The 17,349-nt window shown below is 70.2% G+C and carries 17 protein-coding genes; 11 read left to right on the top strand and 6 right to left on the bottom strand.

Features of this window, described 5'->3' with window-relative positions; all coding sequences use genetic code 11:
• Positions 1-22: 22 nt before the first annotated feature.
• The 3 genes from VKQ35_RS17110 to VKQ35_RS17100 are packed head-to-tail and all read left to right on the top strand — an operon-like array spanning position 23 to position 3,072.
• Positions 23-1,210: a CoA transferase gene (locus tag VKQ35_RS17110; RefSeq protein ID WP_324363784.1), complete on the top strand. Its 1,188-nt coding sequence runs from the start codon at positions 23-25 to the stop codon at positions 1,208-1,210.
• A complete protein-coding gene (locus VKQ35_RS17105; RefSeq protein ID WP_324363782.1) occupies positions 1,207-1,959 on the top strand; it encodes an enoyl-CoA hydratase/isomerase family protein in 753 nt (250 codons plus the stop codon). Before VKQ35_RS17110 ends, VKQ35_RS17105 begins: the two co-directional genes overlap by 4 nt.
• A 12-nt stretch (positions 1,960-1,971) precedes the next feature.
• Complete coding sequence (locus tag VKQ35_RS17100) at positions 1,972-3,072, top strand: pyridoxal phosphate-dependent aminotransferase (protein WP_324363780.1); 1,101 nt, start codon at positions 1,972-1,974, stop codon at positions 3,070-3,072.
• Here the strand turns inward: VKQ35_RS17100 and VKQ35_RS17095 are convergent.
• A complete protein-coding gene (locus VKQ35_RS17095) occupies positions 3,069-3,944 on the bottom strand; it encodes a pirin family protein (RefSeq protein ID WP_324363778.1) in 876 nt (291 codons plus the stop codon). The two genes, VKQ35_RS17100 and VKQ35_RS17095, sit on opposite strands and share 4 nt — an antisense overlap.
• 173 nt (positions 3,945-4,117) lie before the next feature.
• Between VKQ35_RS17095 and VKQ35_RS17090 the strand changes: the two genes are divergently transcribed.
• From VKQ35_RS17090 to VKQ35_RS17080, 3 genes are all read left to right on the top strand, one after another.
• Positions 4,118-4,684, top strand: a complete 567-nt coding sequence (locus tag VKQ35_RS17090) for a glycine zipper 2TM domain-containing protein (RefSeq protein WP_324363776.1) — start codon at positions 4,118-4,120, stop codon at positions 4,682-4,684.
• Positions 4,685-4,791: 107 nt separating this feature from the next.
• Complete coding sequence (locus VKQ35_RS17085) at positions 4,792-5,610, top strand: acyl-CoA thioesterase (RefSeq protein ID WP_324363774.1); 819 nt, start codon at positions 4,792-4,794, stop codon at positions 5,608-5,610.
• Positions 5,607-6,548: a 2OG-Fe(II) oxygenase gene (locus VKQ35_RS17080; protein ID WP_324363772.1), complete on the top strand. Its 942-nt coding sequence runs from the start codon at positions 5,607-5,609 to the stop codon at positions 6,546-6,548. The genes VKQ35_RS17085 and VKQ35_RS17080 overlap by 4 nt, the downstream gene beginning before the upstream one ends.
• A 21-nt stretch (positions 6,549-6,569) precedes the next feature.
• Here VKQ35_RS17080 and VKQ35_RS17075 read toward each other — a convergent pair whose 3' ends face one another.
• Complete coding sequence (locus VKQ35_RS17075) at positions 6,570-7,847, bottom strand: cytochrome P450 (RefSeq protein ID WP_324363770.1); 1,278 nt, start codon at positions 7,845-7,847, stop codon at positions 6,570-6,572.
• 101 nt (positions 7,848-7,948) lie between these two features.
• Here VKQ35_RS17075 and VKQ35_RS17070 point away from each other — a divergent pair, with 101 nt between their 5' ends.
• The gene (locus tag VKQ35_RS17070) at positions 7,949-8,767 is read left to right on the top strand and encodes an RNA methyltransferase (RefSeq protein WP_324363768.1); all 819 of its coding nucleotides are present in this window, start codon (positions 7,949-7,951) and stop codon (positions 8,765-8,767) included.
• A gap of 123 nt (positions 8,768-8,890) precedes the next feature.
• Positions 8,891-11,266 (top strand): ATP-binding protein, encoded by a 2,376-nt coding sequence (locus VKQ35_RS17065; protein WP_324363766.1) that lies wholly within the window; start codon positions 8,891-8,893, stop codon positions 11,264-11,266.
• 3 nt (positions 11,267-11,269) lie between these two features.
• Here VKQ35_RS17065 and VKQ35_RS17060 read toward each other — a convergent pair whose 3' ends face one another.
• Entirely contained in the window at positions 11,270-12,061 is a 792-nt protein-coding gene (locus VKQ35_RS17060) for a class III extradiol ring-cleavage dioxygenase (RefSeq protein ID WP_324363764.1), read from the bottom strand.
• 5 nt (positions 12,062-12,066) lie between these two features.
• Positions 12,067-12,624 carry an NAD(P)H-dependent oxidoreductase gene (locus tag VKQ35_RS17055; RefSeq protein ID WP_324363762.1) on the bottom strand — a complete coding sequence of 186 codons (558 nt, stop codon included), beginning with the start codon at positions 12,622-12,624 and terminating at the stop codon, positions 12,067-12,069.
• 115 nt (positions 12,625-12,739) lie between these two features.
• Between VKQ35_RS17055 and VKQ35_RS17050 the strand changes: the two genes are divergently transcribed.
• The gene (locus VKQ35_RS17050; protein WP_324363760.1) at positions 12,740-13,657 is read left to right on the top strand and encodes a LysR family transcriptional regulator; all 918 of its coding nucleotides are present in this window, start codon (positions 12,740-12,742) and stop codon (positions 13,655-13,657) included.
• Here VKQ35_RS17050 and VKQ35_RS17045 read toward each other — a convergent pair.
• Positions 13,654-14,442, bottom strand: a complete 789-nt coding sequence (locus VKQ35_RS17045; RefSeq protein ID WP_324363758.1) for an enoyl-CoA hydratase — start codon at positions 14,440-14,442, stop codon at positions 13,654-13,656. The two genes, VKQ35_RS17050 and VKQ35_RS17045, sit on opposite strands and share 4 nt — an antisense overlap.
• A gap of 48 nt (positions 14,443-14,490) precedes the next feature.
• Positions 14,491-15,021, bottom strand: coding sequence for a hemerythrin domain-containing protein (locus VKQ35_RS17040; RefSeq protein WP_324363757.1), 531 nt, complete (start codon positions 15,019-15,021; stop codon positions 14,491-14,493).
• 131 nt (positions 15,022-15,152) lie between these two features.
• On the opposite strand from VKQ35_RS17040, the gene VKQ35_RS17035 reads away from it, so the two are divergent.
• Positions 15,153-16,181, top strand: a complete 1,029-nt coding sequence (locus VKQ35_RS17035; protein WP_324363755.1) for an FAD-dependent oxidoreductase — start codon at positions 15,153-15,155, stop codon at positions 16,179-16,181.
• A complete protein-coding gene (locus VKQ35_RS17030; RefSeq protein ID WP_324363753.1) occupies positions 16,178-17,347 on the top strand; it encodes an acyl-CoA dehydrogenase family protein in 1,170 nt (389 codons plus the stop codon). Before VKQ35_RS17035 ends, VKQ35_RS17030 begins: the two co-directional genes overlap by 4 nt.
• Positions 17,348-17,349 lie beyond the last annotated feature (2 nt).

The raw sequence follows: 17,349 nt of genomic DNA, 5'->3' as shown, positions 1-17,349 counted from the left end.
GTCGGTAAAACGAGGGGACCCCATGGCGGCTCTGTCAGGCCTGAAGGTGCTGGACTGCACCCACGTCATCGCCGGCGCCTATTGCTCGCTCGTGCTGGCGGACCTCGGCGCTGACGTGATCAAGATCGAGCCGCCGGCCGGGGAGTCGACGCGGGCCTTACGCGGCGATGGCTTCCGCGCCTACGACTTCGTCAACCGCAACAAGCGCGCCATCGCGCTGGATCTCAGCACGAAGGGCGGCGCGGACGTGGTGCGAACGCTCGCCAAGACCGCCGACGTCTTCGTGGAGAACTACCGGCCGGGATCGCTGGATCGCATGGGCCTGGGCTATGCCGAGCTGTCGAAGATCAATCCGCGGCTGGTCTATTGCTCGGTCTCCGGCTTCGGCGGTGACGGCCCCTATCGCGAGCGCGGCGGCTTCGACCTGATCGCCCAGGCGATGAGCGGGTTGATGAGCTTCGTGGGCGAACCGGGGAGCGAGGTTCCATGCTCCACAGCCGTCCCGATCAGCGACCTGAACGCCGGCCTGTTCGGGGCCATTGGGGTGCTGGCTGCGCTGCAGAGCCGGCAGACCACGGGCAAGGGCCAGCACGTGGAGAGCTCGCTGTTCGAATCCGCCATGGCGGCGACGATCTGGGAGACCGGCCGATTCCTCACCAGCGGCGACCTGCCGTCCCGTACCGGCACGCGCCACCGGCTCGCTGCGCCCTATGAGGCGCTGAAGACAGCCGACGGCCATATGGTGGTCGGGGTCAATTCTCAGCGGCTGTGGAAGCGGTTCTGCGAGGCGCTTGGGGAGCCGGACCTGGCGGGAGAAGCGGGTTTCGACAGCCCCGCCGCACGGATGCAGAACCGCGACGCCCTGCAGGCGCGCCTGGAGGGAATCTTGGGGCGCGATACAAGCGCGAACTGGGTTCTGAAGCTGGAGGCGGTCGGCGTGCCGGCGGGCCCGCTCAACAACCTCGCCCAGGCCTGGGACGACCCGCAGATCAAGGCGCGAGGCCTGCTGACTGAGGTCGCCGGCCGCCGCTTCGTGCGCACCCCGATCAAGCTGCACGACACCCCCGTCGAACTCACCCGCGGCCCGGCCGAGGTCGGCGAACACACCCGCGAGGTGCTGGCCGAGGCCGGCTTCTCGCCAACCGACATCGACGCCCTCGTCTCCCAGGGCGCGGCGGCCACAGAACGCAAGAGCGAGGTTTCCGCATGAGCGGCGCGGTCCATGTGCATCCGGTCAGCGAGGCGGTCGTCCTGCTGGAGATCGACAACCCGCCGATGAATCCGCTGGGCGTCGAGATGCGCCAGACCTTCATGGAGGCGCTGGACCAGGTGGAGACCAACGACGCGCTCCGCTGCCTGATCGTCACCGGCAAGGGCCGCGCCTTCTGCGCCGGCGACGACCTGAAGAACGTCGGGCCGGGCGGCGAGGACCTGGCGGGGTTTGGGCGGCTGCTGGACCGGCTGGAGGCGACGCGGGTCCCGGTGGTGGCGGCGGTCAACGGCTGGTGCGTCGGCGGCGGGTTCGAGCTGGCCTGCTGCTGCGACATCCGGCTGGCCTCGACCGAGGCGAAGTTCGTCTGCGCCGGCGTCAATGTCGGGCTGATGGCCTCGACCTACCGGCTGCCCCGGCTGATCGGCGTCTCCCGCGCCAAGGCCATGCTGCTGACCGGCCTGCCGCACGACGCCGAGACCGCCGAGCGCTACGGCCTGGTGACCGGCCTGCATGCGCCGGGCGACCTGCGCGGCGCCGCCATCGCGCTCGCCGAACGCATCGCCAGCCGCGCGCCGCTCTCGGTCGAAGCCACCAAGCGCACGTCGAACCGCGCGCTGGACCTGTCGCCGCAGGACTGGGGCAAGATCGCCGCGCCGGAGCTTAGGGTGCTGCGCAAGTCCAACGACCACCACGCCGCGGTCGCCGCCTTCCGCGAACGCAAGGCCCCGGTGTTCACCCGAAGCTAGGAGACTGAAGTTTTGCGCTACGTCCGAATGCCGATCGAGGTGGAGAGCCCGGAGGAGTACGGCTACGCGCGTATCCGCTACAATCTGTCGGAAAGTTCGGTGGCCGATCAGTCGCTGTCGGACCTCGGCCTGACCATCCCCGACATGCCGCTGCTCTATGGCGAACACCGCGGACGCGCGCGGCTGCGTGAGCTGATCGCCGCGGACGGGCAGGGGTTGTCGGCGGACGATGTGCTGGTGACCACGGGCGCGGCCGGGGCGCTGTTCATCATCGCGACCTCCCTGCTGGGTCCGTCGGACCACTTGGTGGTGATCCGGCCCAACTACGCGACCAATCTGGAGACGCCGCGCGCGATCGGCTGCAAGACCACGCATATCGACCTGGCTTTCGAGGAGGGCTTCCGTATCGACCTGGATAGGGTGGCCAAGGCGCTGACCCCGGCGACCAGACTGATCAGCGTCACCTGTCCGCACAATCCGACCGGGGTGATGCTGAGCGAAGCGGAGCTGCGCGGGCTGGTCGACCTGTCGGGCCGCCACGGCTGCCGCCTGCTGGTGGACGAGACCTACCGCGATCTGTCGTTCGAAGGGCCGCTGCCGCCGGCGGCCTCGCTGGGCGAGCATGTGATCGGCGTGTCGTCGCTGTCGAAGGCCTATGGCGTGCCCGGCATCCGCATCGGCTGGCTGATCACCAAGGACAAGGCGCTGCAGGAGATCTTCCTCGCCGCCAGCGAGCAGATCAGCATCTGCGGCAGCGTCATGGACGAATGGGTCGCCGAGCAGGTGATGGAGAAGCGCGCCACGATCCTGGCGCCGCGCCTCGTCGAGATGCGGCGGCGCCTGGCGACGGTCAGCGCCTGGATGGAGGGCGAGGACGGCCTGGAGTGGGTGAAGCCCAGCGGCGGCGTGGTCTGTTTCCCGCGGATGACCGCCGAGCCGGCCGGCGGGACGGAAGGCTTCTATCGCCGCCTGCTGGAGGACCACGGCGCCTATGTCGGCCCCGGGCATTGGTTCGAGCAGCCGGACCGCTATTTCCGGGTGGGCTACGGCTGGCCGACGGCGCAGGACCTCGAAGCCGGCCTCGCCGCCATCTCCGCCGCCCTGAGGGACTAGGCGCTCACGTTGTCGAAGAGGCCGGCGTTGTAGTCGCGAATCGCCTCGACGATTTCCTCGCGCGTGTTCATCACGAAGGGGCCGTGCGCGAAGACCGGCTCGCCGATCGGCTCGGCGTGACCGAAGAGCACCCGCGCGCCCGTTTTGCCCGCTTCGATCTCCAGCCTGTCCCCGGCCAGGTCGAGTTCGGCCAGCGTCCAGGCCGGCGTCGGTTGGCCGTTCACCCGCACTTCGCCGGAGATCACGTAGAGGAAGACGTTGCGCCCGCTCAGCGAGCCGAACCCGGCCTTGCCGCCGGCGGCGAGTTCGATGGTGCTCATGAAGACGCCGGTGAGCGAGGGGATCGGGCCGGTGTGGCCGCCCCACGTCCCCGAGATCAGCCGCACCGTCGCCTGGCCCTTGTCGACGGCGACAGCGGGGATCTGATCGGCCTGCAGGCCGACATAGCGCGGCGGCGTCATCTTCAGATGGCCCGGCAGGTTGACCCACAGCTGCAGCAGCTCCAGCGGCCCACCGTCGCGCAGGAAGCCCTCCGGCGAGACCTCGGCGTGGACCAGGCCGGAGCCCGCGGTCATCCACTGCACGCCGCCGGCCTTGATGATGCTCTCGTGGCCGGCGCTGTCGCGGTGCGCGAGTTCGCCTTCCAGGATGAAAGTCACGGTCTCGAAGCCGCGATGCGGGTGCGGCCCGAACGGCAGGCCGGCGTTGTTCGGCCCGTAGGTCTGCGGACCGTGGTGGTTGAGGAACAGGAACGGGTCGACCTGCGCCAGGCCGGGGCCCGGCACCGGGCGGCGGGTGACCAGGTCGCCGATGTCGTCGCGCTGAGCGGTGTGCAGGGCCTTGAGGGTCTTGGAGGAGGCTTGGGCGTTCATGGCGTCCATATAGGGTCGTTCGCGGTCTTGCGAAGGCGGCGGGCGAACGACCGCGGCGTCTGAACCGCAGATAACGGGCGCCTCAGACCCGGTTCAGCGCCGCAGGTTCAAATTCCAGTCCATGAGCGGCGCCGACCCTTCGGCCTCGCCCTCACAAAGGACTGGAGTCAGATATGAAGACCGCCGCAATTTCCGGCGCCGTGATCGCCGCCCTGGCGGCCGGCGCCATCGCCACCCCCAGCTTCGCCCAGCCGGGCTATGGCTACGCCAACGACTGCCGCCAGGTTGAGCGCAGCAACGGCGCGGCCGGAACGATCCTCGGCGGGATCGCCGGCGCTGTGCTCGGCTCCAACCTCGCCGCCCACCATGGCGGGCGTGCAGGCGGTGCGGCCATCGGCGGCGTCGCCGGCGCCCTGATCGGCAACAGCATCGGCCGCAGCTCGGCGCAGTCCTGCGGCGACCAGGGCTACCGCCAGGGCTATGCCGCCCCCGTCTACGCCCAGCCGGCCTACGCCAGCGGCTACTACGCCGAACCTGCTTACGTCGAGCCCGCCTATGCCGAACCCGCTTACGTCAGCGGCTATTACGCCGCGCCGGCCTACTACGGCGGCGGTTACGAGACCCGCTACGCATACCGCGGCGGCGACCGGGACCATCGCGATTGGAATCGCGGCCAGGACCAGGGCCGCGGCCGCGACGGGGGCCGCGATCGGGACCAGGGGCGATCGAACTACCGCTAGATCGCCGCGCCTGACCTAGGGCTGGGCCGCGTCCGCTTCGGCGGGCGCGGCCATCGGCGTTTTGAGGGCGCCTTGCGAAGCTAAGGCCCGCGGGGCCATGAAGGCGGATGCAACCGCTCTTCTTCGACCTGCGCGCCACGCACAATCCGCACCGTTGGTACCTGCCGCTGACGCCCGACGTCTGCGTGGGCCGCCAGGACGACCTGTTCATGTTCGGCGGGATCGGCCTGGCCTCGGCCATCGCGGCCATGGAAGGCACCACCGGGCGCCCGGTGATCTGGGCGACAGCCCAGTACCTCTCCTACGCCAAGCCGCCGAGCGTGGTGGACCTGGACGTCTGGGTCCCGACCGCGGGCAAGTACAACAGCCAGGCCCGGGTGATCAGCCACGTGGGCGACAAGGAGATCGTCACGGTCAACGCCGCCTTGGGTTCGCGCCCGAGCGAGATCTCGCAGCAGTGGCTGGCCATGCCCGAGGTTCCGCCGCCGCAGGATTGTGAGCCCGGCGAGCACTGGCGCCAGGCCGGCTATGGCCTGCACAGCCGCATGGAGATTCGGGTCGCCAAGGGCCGTTACGGCTTCGACCGGGCCGGCGCGCCGGAGCCGGACGGCCGGCTCCTGCTATGGATCAAGCCGATCGGCGACTTCGCCATCGATGCGCCGATGCTGGCGATCATCGCCGACCACGTGCCGTCCGGAATCGGCAACGCGCTGGGCAAGAACGCCGGGGGCAACAGCCTGGACAACACGCTGCGCATCCGCCGGATCGTGCCCACCGAATGGGTGCTCTGCGATATCCGCATCCTGGGCGTCCACGGCGGCTTCGGCCACGGGGCCATGTACCTGTTTGCCGAGGACGGCGAACTGATGGCCACGGCCAGCCAGTCGGTGATCGTGCGCGTGCGCGAGACCCTGGAGGACAGGTGAGCGAGATCGACGCCCTGACGCTGCGTGGGACGCAGCTGCTGACCGGCCGGGACGCCCCGCTCGCGCCGAGCCAGGGTATCGCCGAGCTGTCGCGGGCCAGCGAGCTGGGCGGGGCCGACGCGACGGCGATCCTGGCGGCCCTGGCCGGCATGGGCGTCGACGCGCCGCCGAACTGGCCCCGGGCGCTGGAACTGCTGGCGCTGGCGGCCGAGCGGGGCTCGGAGGGCGCGCGGGGACAGCTGCGGTTGCTGGGCGGCCAACCGGACGCGCAGGACGGCTGGGCCAGGCTCGCGCAGGGAATAGATATCGCCGCCTGGACCGCGCCGCCCGTCCGGCGGCCGATCTGCGAGGCGCCGCGCATCCGCATGCTCGACGGCTTCGTCTCGCCCGAAGTTTGCGCCTGGCTGATCGGGATCGGCAGGGCGCGGCTGACCCAGGCGCAGGTCTATGACGCCAGGACCGGCGGCGCGGCGATCGACGCGGCGCGCACCAACTCCGCCTTCGAGCTCAGCATCGTCGACGTCGACCTGGTCACCGTGCTGGCGCGGGCGCGGATCGCCGCCGCCGCCAATGTTCCGCTCGGCGCGCTGGAGCCGCCGCAGCTGCTCCACTACGCCGTCGGTCAGACCTTTGGGCGGCACTACGACTACCTGGATGTCTCCCAGCCGGGCTATGCGAAGGACGTGGCCGCGCACGGCCAGCGCGTCCTGACGGCGCTGATCTACCTCAACGACGGCTACGAGGGCGGCGAGACCGCGTTTCCAAGGGCCGGGATCGAGGTGCGGGCGCGCACGGGCGATGGGGTGATGTTCGCCAACGTCGACCGCGCCAACGCCGTCGATCCCATGAGCCTGCACGCCGGCGAGCCGCCGACCTCGGGGGAGAAATGGGTCTTCTCGCAGTGGATCCGCGACCGCGCCCAAGGCTCCGGCGGCTAAGGACGCGCTGGCTGACGGCGCTTAGTTCCGCGTCGGGATGATCACCGGCAGGGTCTCGTAGCCCTTCACGAAGGTCGAATAGACCCGCTTGGGTTCGCCCACGACCTCGATGGTCGGGAAGCGGGCCAGGATCTCTTCCCAGATGATCTTCAGCTGCAGTTCGGCCAGCCGGTTGCCGACGCAGCGGTGGATGCCGAAGCCGAAGGAGATGTGGGTGCGTGGCCGCTCGCGGTCGATGATGTAGGCGTTCGGATTGTCGATCACCTCGTCGTCGCGGTTGCCCGAGACGTACCACATGATGACCTTCTCGCCGGCCCTGATGGTCTTGCCCCGGAACGCGACATCCTCGATCGCGGTGCGGCGCATATGGGCGAGCGGGGTCTGCCAGCGGATGGTCTCGGAGACCATGGACGGGATCAGGCCGGGGTCGGCGCGCAGCTTGGCGTATTGATCGGGGTTCTGGTTGAGCGCCAGGACCGAGCCCGAGATGGTGTTGCGGGTGGTGTCGTTGCCGCCGACGGTCAAGAGCACGATGTTCCCGAAATACTCGCGCGGCTCCATGTTCCGCGTCGCCTCGCCGTGCGCCAGCATGGAGATCAGGTCGCCTCTGGGCGGCGCGTTCACCCGCTGGTTCCAGAGCTCGGTGAAATAGGCGTGGTACTCGACGAAGATCGCCATCTTCTGCTCGAGGCTGTCGATCAGGCCCTGGCCGGGGGCGGCGGTGACCACGTCGGACCAGTAGACCAGCTGGCGGCGGTCCTCCTGGGGCATGTCGAACAGCGTCGCCAGCGTCATGCCGGTGAGTTCCTTGGAGACCAGGTCGACCCAGTCGAACTCTTCCCCGATCGGCAGGCCGTCGAGGATCTTGGCGGCCCGCTCGCGGATCAGGGGCTCCATGACCTGCAGGTTCATCGGCGAGACCGCGGGGCTCACCACCTTGCGCTGCACGTCGTGCTTGGGCGGGTCCATGGCGATGAACATGGGCAGCGGGTCCATGTTCGACTGGCCGCCGGCGATGTTGATGCCGCCGATCTTGAAGTCCGACGAGAACTGCTGGTGGTTGGTGTCCACCGCCATGATGTCGTTGTACTTGGTGATCGACCAATAGGGCCCGAACTCGTGCTCGGCGGTGTAGTGCACCGGGTCCTCGGCGCGCAGGCGCTCGAAGATCGGCCACATGGCGTCGGCCTGGAAGAGCTTCGGCTGGGCCGGGTTCAGGAGCTCCAGCGGGGTCGCATAGGCCTCGTCGCGGGCTTGGCCCTGGATCTGGGCGAGGTTCGCCAGGTTGCCGTCAGCCATGATGCGCTCTCCGATTTTAGCAGTGTATAGATCGCGAAATGACGGGAGCGTCAACTTCGCGGGCGCCTGGAGCCGCACACGCTGACGTGACAGAAGCGGCCATGGTCCCCGCCACCGCCATCGACGATCCCGACGACCCGCGGCTGGCCGACTACCGCCAGGTGCGCGAGCGTGACCTAGTGGGCCGAAACGGCGGCTTCATCGCCGAGGGCGTGGTGGTGCTGGAAAAGCTGATCGCGCGCGGCCGCCACCCGCTGCGCTCGGTGCTGGTCGCGCAGAAGCGCGTGGCGGCGCTGGAGCCCCTGCTGGCGGCCCTGCCGCCGGGAGTCGAGGTCTATGCGGCGGGGCAGGCGGTGATGGATGCGGTGGTGGGCTTTCCGATCCACCGAGGCGTGCTGGCGGCCGGTGTGCGGGCGGAGCCGGGGCTGGACGCAATGCTGGCGGCGCTTCCGGAGCGGGCGCTGGTGGTCGGGCTCTGCGGGATCGCCAATCATGACAACATGGGCGGCCTGTTCCGCAACGCCGCCGCCTTCGGCGCCGACGCCGTCCTGCTCGACGACGACTGCTGCGATCCCCTCTACCGCAAGGCCATCCGGGTCTCGGTCGGGGCGGCGCTGACCACGCCCTTCGCCCGCGCCGGATCAGCAGGCGCGCTGGCGGCGCGGCTGGTGGCGGAGGGGTTCGCGGTCATGGCGCTTTCGCCCGGCGGAGCTGTCGAATTGTCGCAGGTTGGGGCCGCGCCGCGCCGGGCCGTGCTGTTCGGCGCGGAGGGGCCAGGATTGCCGGCCGCGGTGCTGGCCCAGGCGCAGACCGTGCGCATCGAGATGGCCGGCGGCTTCGATTCCCTCAACGTCGCCACAGCCAGCGGCATCGTCCTGCACCAGATGGTTGCATCGGCCCGCGTAGTCGCCGGCGGTTAGAGCCCTTTCTTAACCCGTCGCGGGGCAACGTTCTGGGAAAGCGGAATAATCCGGGTCCCCGGGGGAAGCATGGCCGTCGAGAGCCGTCCCTATAGGTCGAGTGGTTTGGAGCAGTCCGGGCCGGTGTTCGATCGCGCGCGGCGGCTTGCCCGCACGCTGTTCCGCGACGTCGAGGCGTCCGTCGTCCTGGTGAACGGGGGCGAAGCCTGGCGCAGCCACAACCCGACGGGCGAGGCGCCGGCCGACGCGCCGGTGGCGCAGCTGATCGTCGACAGCGGCGAGGCGATGTGGGTCGCCGACGCCAGCCAGGATCCCCGCTTCCGCGAGCGCCGCAACGTCAAGGGCCCGCCCCACGTCCGCTTCTACGCCGCCGCTCCGATCCGCCTGGAAGACGGCTCGATCCCCGGCGCCTTCGCCGTGGCCGGGTTGACGCCGCGGCCGTTCGATCAGGAGCTCGCCGACCGGCTGCAGGATCTCGCCGATGGGGTCGCCGACGAATGGAGCCGGGTGCAGGCGAAGATCGCCCGTGAAGCCGCCCGCCGCGAAAACGATGTCGCCCAGCGCATGGTCACCCAGATCATCCAGACCGCGCCGCTGTCGCTGGTGATGACCGATAAGGAGATGCGCGTCGTCTCCGCGAGCCCCCGCTGGATCGAAAGCCGCCAGTTCACCGACCGGGAGGTGATCGGCCACTCGCTCTACGAGTTGTTCCCCACGACCTATGAGAAATGGCGCCCGGTCTACGACCGCTGCCTGGCCGGGGAGGCGGTGCGCGCCGACCGCGTGGAATATCTGCGCGGCGACGGCTCGGCGATCTGGCTGCAGGTCGAGCTGACGCCCTGGCGCGACGCCGCCGGCGACGTCGGTGGGCTGATCATCACCTCGCACGATGTGACCGACATGGTCTCCGCCCTGGAGCGCACCGAGCGGTCGGAGGAGCGCCTGCGGCTGGCGATCGAGATCGCCAACATGCATGTATGGGAACTGGATTTCCGCCGCCACGAGCTGATCACCATCGGCGCGGAGGCGGACTTCTACACCGATCCCTTCGACTACAAGAAGCTCGCCGGCGACATCTGGTCGACGATCGACGAGCGCGACCTGCCGCGGGTCAGGGAGGAGTGGCGCCGTCACCAGGAGGAGGGCGCGCCCTACCGCCCCGAATACCGGGTCCGCCGTTCGGACGACAAGGAAGTCTGGGTGCAGGGCGCGGTAAGCTACCTGACGACCGACGAGGGCAAGCCGCTGCGGATGATCGGCGCGCTGCAGAACATCACCGACCGCAAGGCCGCCGAGCGGGCGCTCGTCCAGGCCAAGGAGGAGGCCGAGGCCGCCACCCGCGCCAAGTCGGCGTTCCTCGCGACCATGAGCCACGAGATCCGCACGCCGCTGAACGGCGTGCTCGGCATGGCCCAGGCCATGGCGACGGGAACCCTAGACACCGAGCAGCGCGATCGGCTGGACGTGATCCGGCAGTCGGGCGAGAGCCTGCTGGCGATCCTCAACGACGTGCTGGACCTCTCCAAGATCGAGGCCGGCAAGCTGGAGCTGGAACACGCCGAGTTCGACCTGGAGGAGACCGTGCAGGGCGCGCTGAGCGCGTTCGCCGCCACCGCCCAGGCCAAGGGGCTGGGGCTGACCCTGAACATCCAGCCGGCTGCGCGCGGCGTCTACATCGGCGACAGCGTTCGGGTTCGTCAGATTCTCTACAACCTGATTTCCAACGGCCTGAAGTTCACCGGCAAGGGCGGCGTCAAGGTGACCCTGTCGCGGCGCGGCCGGCGCCTGCGGCTGCGCGTGGCCGACACCGGCATCGGCGTCGCCCCGGAGAAGCTCGCCGGCCTCTTCCGCAAGTTCGAGCAGGCCGACGCCTCGACGACGCGGCGCTATGGCGGCACGGGCCTGGGGCTCTCGATCTGCCAGGACCTGGCGGCGATGATGGGCGGCGAGATCGGCGTCGAAAGCGCGCCGGGCCAGGGCGCGACCTTCACCGTCGAGCTGCCGCTGGAGCGGATCGCCGACGCGCCGGAGCGGACAGCGCGCGTCGCCGGGGAGCCGACGGCGATGATGGACGACGCCGCCGCGATCCGCATCCTCGCGGCCGAGGACAACGGCATGAACCAGCTGGTCCTGCGCACCCTCCTGGCGCAGGTCGGCATCGAGCCGACGATCGTGGGCAACGGCCGCGAAGCCGTCGAGGCCTGGGCGAGCGAGCCCTGGGACATGATCCTGATGGACGTGCAGATGCCCGAGGTGGACGGGCCCACCGCCACAGGCATGATCCGCGCCCGCGAGCGGGCCGCAAACCTGGCGCGCACGCCGATCATCGCGCTGACCGCCAACGCCATGGCCCACCAGGTGGCGGAATACTCGGAAGCCGGCATGGATGGCTTCGTCGCTAAGCCCATCGAGGCCGCGCGCCTGTTCGAGGCGATCGAGGCCGCGCTGGACGCCCGCCGCAAGGCGGTCGCGGAAGCCTCGGCCTCGGCCGCGGCCTAGGGCTCAGCCGAATTCGTAGCCGCTGAGCGCCACGTCCATCGCCACATCGCGGAAGGCTGTGCGTCCGGGTTCGCCCTCAGCCGCGCCGGCGGCGACGAACAGCGGGGCCAGGTGTTCTTCGCGCGGGTGAGCCTCGCGGGCGTAAGGCCCCTGGTCCCAGTGGCGCAGCGCTTCATCGCGACGGGCCGGGTCGGCGATGGCCTCGCCCAGCCAGGCGTCGAAGGCCTGCGACTTGGCGGTGAAGGCCGGGCTGAAGCCGCGCATGTTGTGCCAGCTCATGCCCGACCCCACGATCAGCACGCCTTCGTCGCGCAGGGGCGCGAGCGCGCGGCCGGCGGCCAGGTGCGCCTGCGGATCCAGATCGGCGCGCAGGGACAGCTGGACCACCGGAATGTCGGCCTCGGGGGTTGAAAGCAGCAGAGGCACGAAGACGCCGTGGTCGTAGCCGCGCTCGCCGTCCTGCGCCGTCGGGAAGCCTGCGGCGCCCAGCAGCTGGCGGACCCGCGCCGCCAGAGCCGGCGAGCCGGGCGCGTCGAAGCGCAGGCGATAGGTTTCCTCGGGGAAGCCGTAATAGTCGAACAGCATCGGTGGCTTAGGTGAGGATCCTACGGTGAACACCGGCTCTTCCCAGTGGCCGGAGACCACCAGGATCGCCTTGGGCCGCTCGGGCAGGTCCGCCACCAGGCCTTTCAGCCAGGCGGCGGTCTTGTCCCAGGTGTCGGCCGGCCCGCGGGTCCAGTCCATGAAGAAACAGGGCCCCGCGCCGTGCGGGATGAACAGGGTGGGAAGCGTCATGGCGCCTAGGCCGCGTAGCGCTCGATGCCGTCGGCGAAGACCTGGCCGAAGCCGATGAGGAACTCGCGCGTCGCCTCGTTGATCAGTTCGCCACCCTCGTCGAACATCGCCGCCACGCCGCCGACATAGGTCTCCGGCTGGTTCACGGTGGGCATGTTCAGGAACACCAGCGACTGGCGCAGCTGGTGGTAGGCGCCGAAGCCGCCGATGGCGCCCGGCGAATTGCTGACCACCGCGGCCGGCTTGCCGTTCCAGACGCTGGCGCCGTAGGGGCGCGAGCCCACGTCGATGGCGTTCTTCAGCACGCCCGGCAGGCCGCGGTTGTACTCCGGCGTTACGAACAGCACCGCGTCGGCGGCCTTCACCTGCTCGCGGAAGGCGGTCCATTCGGCGGTGGGCGTCGCCTCGAGGTCCTGGTTGAAGTGCTGCAGGGCGCCGATCTCGACGAAGTCGAAGCTGAGGTTCGCCGGCGCGGTGGCGGCGATCGCCTTGGCCAGCTTGCGGCTGAAGGATTCCTTGCGGAGGCTGCCGACGATGACGGCGACTTTGCGGGGCTTGGACATGGCGTTGGTCCCTTCTGAATGGTGTGACCGTTAAGTGCGCCCATCCTCCGGCGTTGATAATCCGGCTTGAACGCACAATTATGTTTCCGATCAGGAAGTAATCCGCGAGCGCCCCATGGACCGGTTCGATGAGATCAACGCCTTCGCCGCCGTGGCCGACGCGCGCAGCTTCACGCAGGGGGCGCGGCGCCTGGGCGTCTCCAGCGCCCAGGTGTCGAAGCTGGTGGCGCGGCTGGAGAACCGGCTGGGCGCGCGGCTCTTGAACCGCACCACACGGGACGTCTCGCTGACCGACACCGGCCGCGCCTATCTGGAACGCTCGCGCAGCCTGATGGAGGACTTCGAGGCCCTGGACGGCTCGGTGCGCGACCAGAGCGGGCCGCGCGGCCTGCTCAAGATCTCAGCCCCGGTCTCGTTCGGCGTGAACCAGCTGACGCCGGCCCTGCTGGATTTCGCGGCGGCCTATCCGGAGGTGTCGCTCGACGTCTCCTCCACCGACCGGATGGTCAATCTGGTGGAAGAGGGCTTCGATGTCGGCGTGCGCATCGGTCAGTTGGCGGACTCCTCGGTGATCGCGCGCAAGCTGGCGGCGGTGCGCCTGGTGACCTGCGCCTCGCCGGACTACCTGCAGGGCGCCGGCATGCCGCAGACGCCGCAGGACCTGGCGAAGCACGAGGCCATCCTCGACAACAACATGCGCGACCCCACCGTCTGGACCTACGGCGAGGGCGGCGAGAGCTACGACGTCCGGGTGCACGGTCGGTTGAAATTCGGCGGCGCCGACGCCTGCGTGGCGGCGGCCAGGCGGGGCCTGGGGATCACCCGCACGCCGGCCTTCGCGGCGGCGGAGGACCTGCGGGCCGGGCGCCTCACGCCGCTGCTCTGCGCCTACGAGGCCCAGCTGATCCATGTGCACGCGGTCTATCCGCACGCGCGCCACCTGGCGGCCAAGGTGCGGGTGTTCGTGGACTTCCTGGCCGAGCGCTACGCCGGCGAGCCGGAATGGCACCAGGGCTGGGGCGCGGCGGCCTAGCTGGGCTTGGCCGCCGCGCGCGCGGCCAGGAAGCGGGCCATGGCGTCCCGGGGCCCGTCGGTGGTCCAGGCGTCCTCGAAGGCGTCGACGCCGGCGGCGATGGCCTGGCTGAGCGGCAGGTCCTCCCAGGCGCGGATCAGGGCCTTCTGGATCTGCACGGCGCGGGGTTCGGCCTCCAGCAGCTTGTCTAGCAGGTCCTCGATCGCCGCGAACAGCAGGGCGGGCGAGTGGACCTCCTCGACCAGGCCCCAGGCCAGCGCCTCGGCGGCCCCGAAGGTCTCGCCGGTCATCAGGATGCGCCGCGTGCGGCCCCAGCCGATCAGCGAGGGCAGCAGGGCCGCCTCCACCACCGAGGGGATGCCGAGCTTGACCTCCGGCATGCCGAACCGGGCGGTGTCCGCGGCCAGCCGCATGTCGCAGGCCGCGGCGACCTCCAGCCCCGCGCCCAGGCACCAGCCGTTGATCGCCGCGATCACCGGGACCGGCGTGTCGCGGATCGCCTGGCAGCAGGCATGCACCTTCTGGATGAAGGCGCGGCCCTGCGCGGGGCCTTCGATGGCGGCCATCTCGTCGATGTTGGCGCCGCCGATGAACGCCTTGTCCCCGGCGCCGGTCAGCACCACGGCGCGCAGGGCCAGGTCCGCGGCCAGACCGTGGAACAGGTCGACGAACTCGCCCATCACCGCTGACGACAGGGTGTTCAGCTTCCTGGCGTTGTCGACGCAGACATAGGCGATGCGTCCACGGGCGTGCTGTTCGTAGCGGACGGTGACGAGAGCGGTCATGCGCCCATCAAGGGCCGCCGGGCGTGCAACTGCAAGCCGCGCAGGCGCCTAATGCACCGCGCTGATCTGGCCGGCGTCGATCTTGGCCAGGAGCTGTTCCTTCAGCGCGGCCATGCGCGTGCCGACGGCCTTCAGGTCCATGTCGGTCTTCTTGACCTTGGGGAAGTAGTCCTCTTCCTCCTCCTCGACATGGTGCTCGATCTGTTCCTCGAGCACGGTCATCTTGGCGTCGTAGAGTTCCTCGCCGGGCCGCATGGCTTCGATCTCGTCCATCAGGTCGCGGGCGGCGGCGTGCTCGACCACCGCCTCGTCGACGATGTCCTCGTTTTTCAGGTACTCGCGGCTGACGGGATAGAAGATCTGTTCCTCGATCTGCATGTGCACGCGCAGCTCCAGGCAGATCCGGTCGGCCAGCGCCTTGCGGCGCTCGTCGTTCTTGGCCTTCTCGAACTGGCTGAACAGCTTTTCGACCGCCCGATGGTCGGCCTTCAGCAGCGCGACGGCGTCGGGCCCCTTGGTGGACTTGGCCTTGGCCGCGGGGGCCTTCTTGCCGGCTGCGGAAGGGGCTGCGGTGGCCATGGGGATGCTCCGTTGACGGGGTTCGGGGCGATGCGCCCCTCGTTCCAGCCTGAACCCCTCCACGCGGCCCCGGTTCCGCTTGATTTTCTTCAGCCGGGCGGCTCGTTAGACGGATGAATAGGGGCCCCAAGGTGACCGTGGCCGGCGCCGGCGCGCTGGGACTGGCGAGCGCGCTGGCGCTGGCCGACGCCGGCTGCGCGGTGACGGTCTGCGATCCGGCGAACGCGCCGCAAGCGTCCTCGGTGGCGGCCGGCATGCTGGCCCCGGTGTTCGAGGCGGCGCTGGACGACGGGACGGCCGGCGACCTCGACCTGCTGCTGGCGGCGCGCAACCTCTGGCCGGCGCTGGCGCAGCGCGCGGGCGTCGCGCTCGACCGCTCGGGGACGGTGGCGGCGGGCGGCGAGGCCTGGCTGGCGCTAATCAGGGCGAGGCTCGCCGGGCTCGGGATGCGCGGCGCCGACATGCCGCGCGCCATGCTGGAGGAGATGGCGCCGGGCGTGGCGCCAGGGCTGGAAGGCGTGCTGGTGCGCGAGGACTGGCGGCTGGAGCCGCGACCGGCGTTGGCCGCCCTGCGCGCGGCGGCCGAGGCCGCGGGCGTCGTGTTCCGCACGGAAGCCGCCGATGGGCGCGGCGAGGCCGACTGGCTGGTGGTCGCCAGCGGCGCGGGGCAGGGCCTCGCGGGCGTGGCGCCGGAACTTTCGACGCTGACGCCGATCAAGGGGCAGATCCTGGCGTTCCTGGCCGAACGCGGCGGCCGGATGAGCTTGCGCGGCGAGGCCTGCTACGCCGTGCCGGGCGCGGACGGCCTCGCGGTCGGGGCGACCATGGAGGCTGGGCGCAACGACACGGCGATCGATCCGGCGAGCCTCCAGCCCCTGGTCGAGGCGGCCGGTCGGCTGTTCCCGGGCTTGGCGGACGCAACCTTCGCGATCTCCGCCGGGGTGCGGGCGGCGACTGCCGACGGCCTGCCGATGGTCGGCCCCTCGCAGGCGAGCGGCGTCATCCTGGCGGTGGGCGCGCGGCGCAACGGCTGGCTGTTGGCGCCGCTGGTCGCCCGGGTCGCGACCGCTTGCGTGACGGGCGCTGACTCTGGTCCCTATGCGGCGCGGCTCGATCCGGGCAGGTTCGGCGCGGCCAGAGAGAGGACGACGGCGCCATGAACGGCTTCTGGTTCACCGACGAGCAGGAGGCGATTCGGCAGGGCGTGCTGCGCCTCTGCGAGCGCTTCGACGCGGCCTACTGGCGGCGCACCGACGAGACCGGCGAGTTCCCGGAGGCCTTCGTGGCGGCGATGGCGCAGGCCGGCTGGCTGGGCGCCGCCATGCCGGTGGAGCTGGGCGGCTCCGGCCTGGGCGTCACCGAGGCCGCGATCGCCATGCAGGCTGTGGCCGAGAGCGGCGCGGGCTTTTCGGGCGCGAGCGCCCTGCACCTGAACATCTTTGGCCCCATGCCCTTGGTGAAGTTCGGGACCGCCGAGCAGAAGCAGAAGCTCATTCCCCGGCTGATCGCCGGCGAGGACAAGATGTGCTTCGGCGTCACCGAGCCGGACGCCGGCCTCGACACCACCAGCCTCACCACCCAGGCCACGCGGACCAACGAGGGCTATGTCATCCGCGGCCGCAAGATGTGGACCACCATGGCGCAGCGGGCGACCAAGATGCTGATCGTGGCGCGCACCACGCCGCGCGCCGAGGTGAAAAAGGCCACCGACGGGATCAGCCTGTTCTACGTCGACTTCGACCGCGAGAAGATCACCGCGACGCCGATCCCCAAGATGGGGCGCAAGGCGGTGGAGTCGAACTCGGTGTTCATCGACGACCTGACCGTGCCGGCCGACGCCTTGGTGGGCGAGGAGGGCAAGGGCTTCTACTACCTGCTGGAGGGGCTCAACCCGGAGCGGGTGCTGATCGGCGCCGAGGCCGTCGGCCTGGGCCGCGCGGCGCTGAAGAAGGCGGCGGCCTACGCCAAGGAGCGCGTGGTGTTCGGCCGCCCGATCGGTCAGAACCAGGGCGTGGCGCATCCGCTGGCGCGCTGCTGGGCCGAGCTGGAGGCCGCCAACCTGATGGCCTTCAAGGCCGCCGCCCTCTACGACGCCGGCCGCGAGTGCGGGGCCGAGGCCAACGCGGCGAAATATCTGGGCGGTGAGGCGGGTTTCCGGGCCTGCGAGGCGGCGGTGATGGCGCACGGCGGCATGGGCTACGCCAAGGAATATGACGTCGAGCGCTACTTCCGGGAGGCGATGATCCCGCGCCTGGCGCCGGTCAGCCGCGAGATGATCTTCAACTTCATCGCCGAGCGGGTGCTCGGCCTGCCGAAGAGTTATTGAGG

It is taken from the genome of Phenylobacterium sp., assembly GCF_035309685.1.
In the GTDB taxonomy this organism is placed as follows: Bacteria; Pseudomonadota; Alphaproteobacteria; order Caulobacterales; family Caulobacteraceae; genus Phenylobacterium.
The sequence above is the reverse complement of the archived record's forward strand: the minus strand, read 5'-3'. Positions and strand labels throughout refer to the sequence as shown.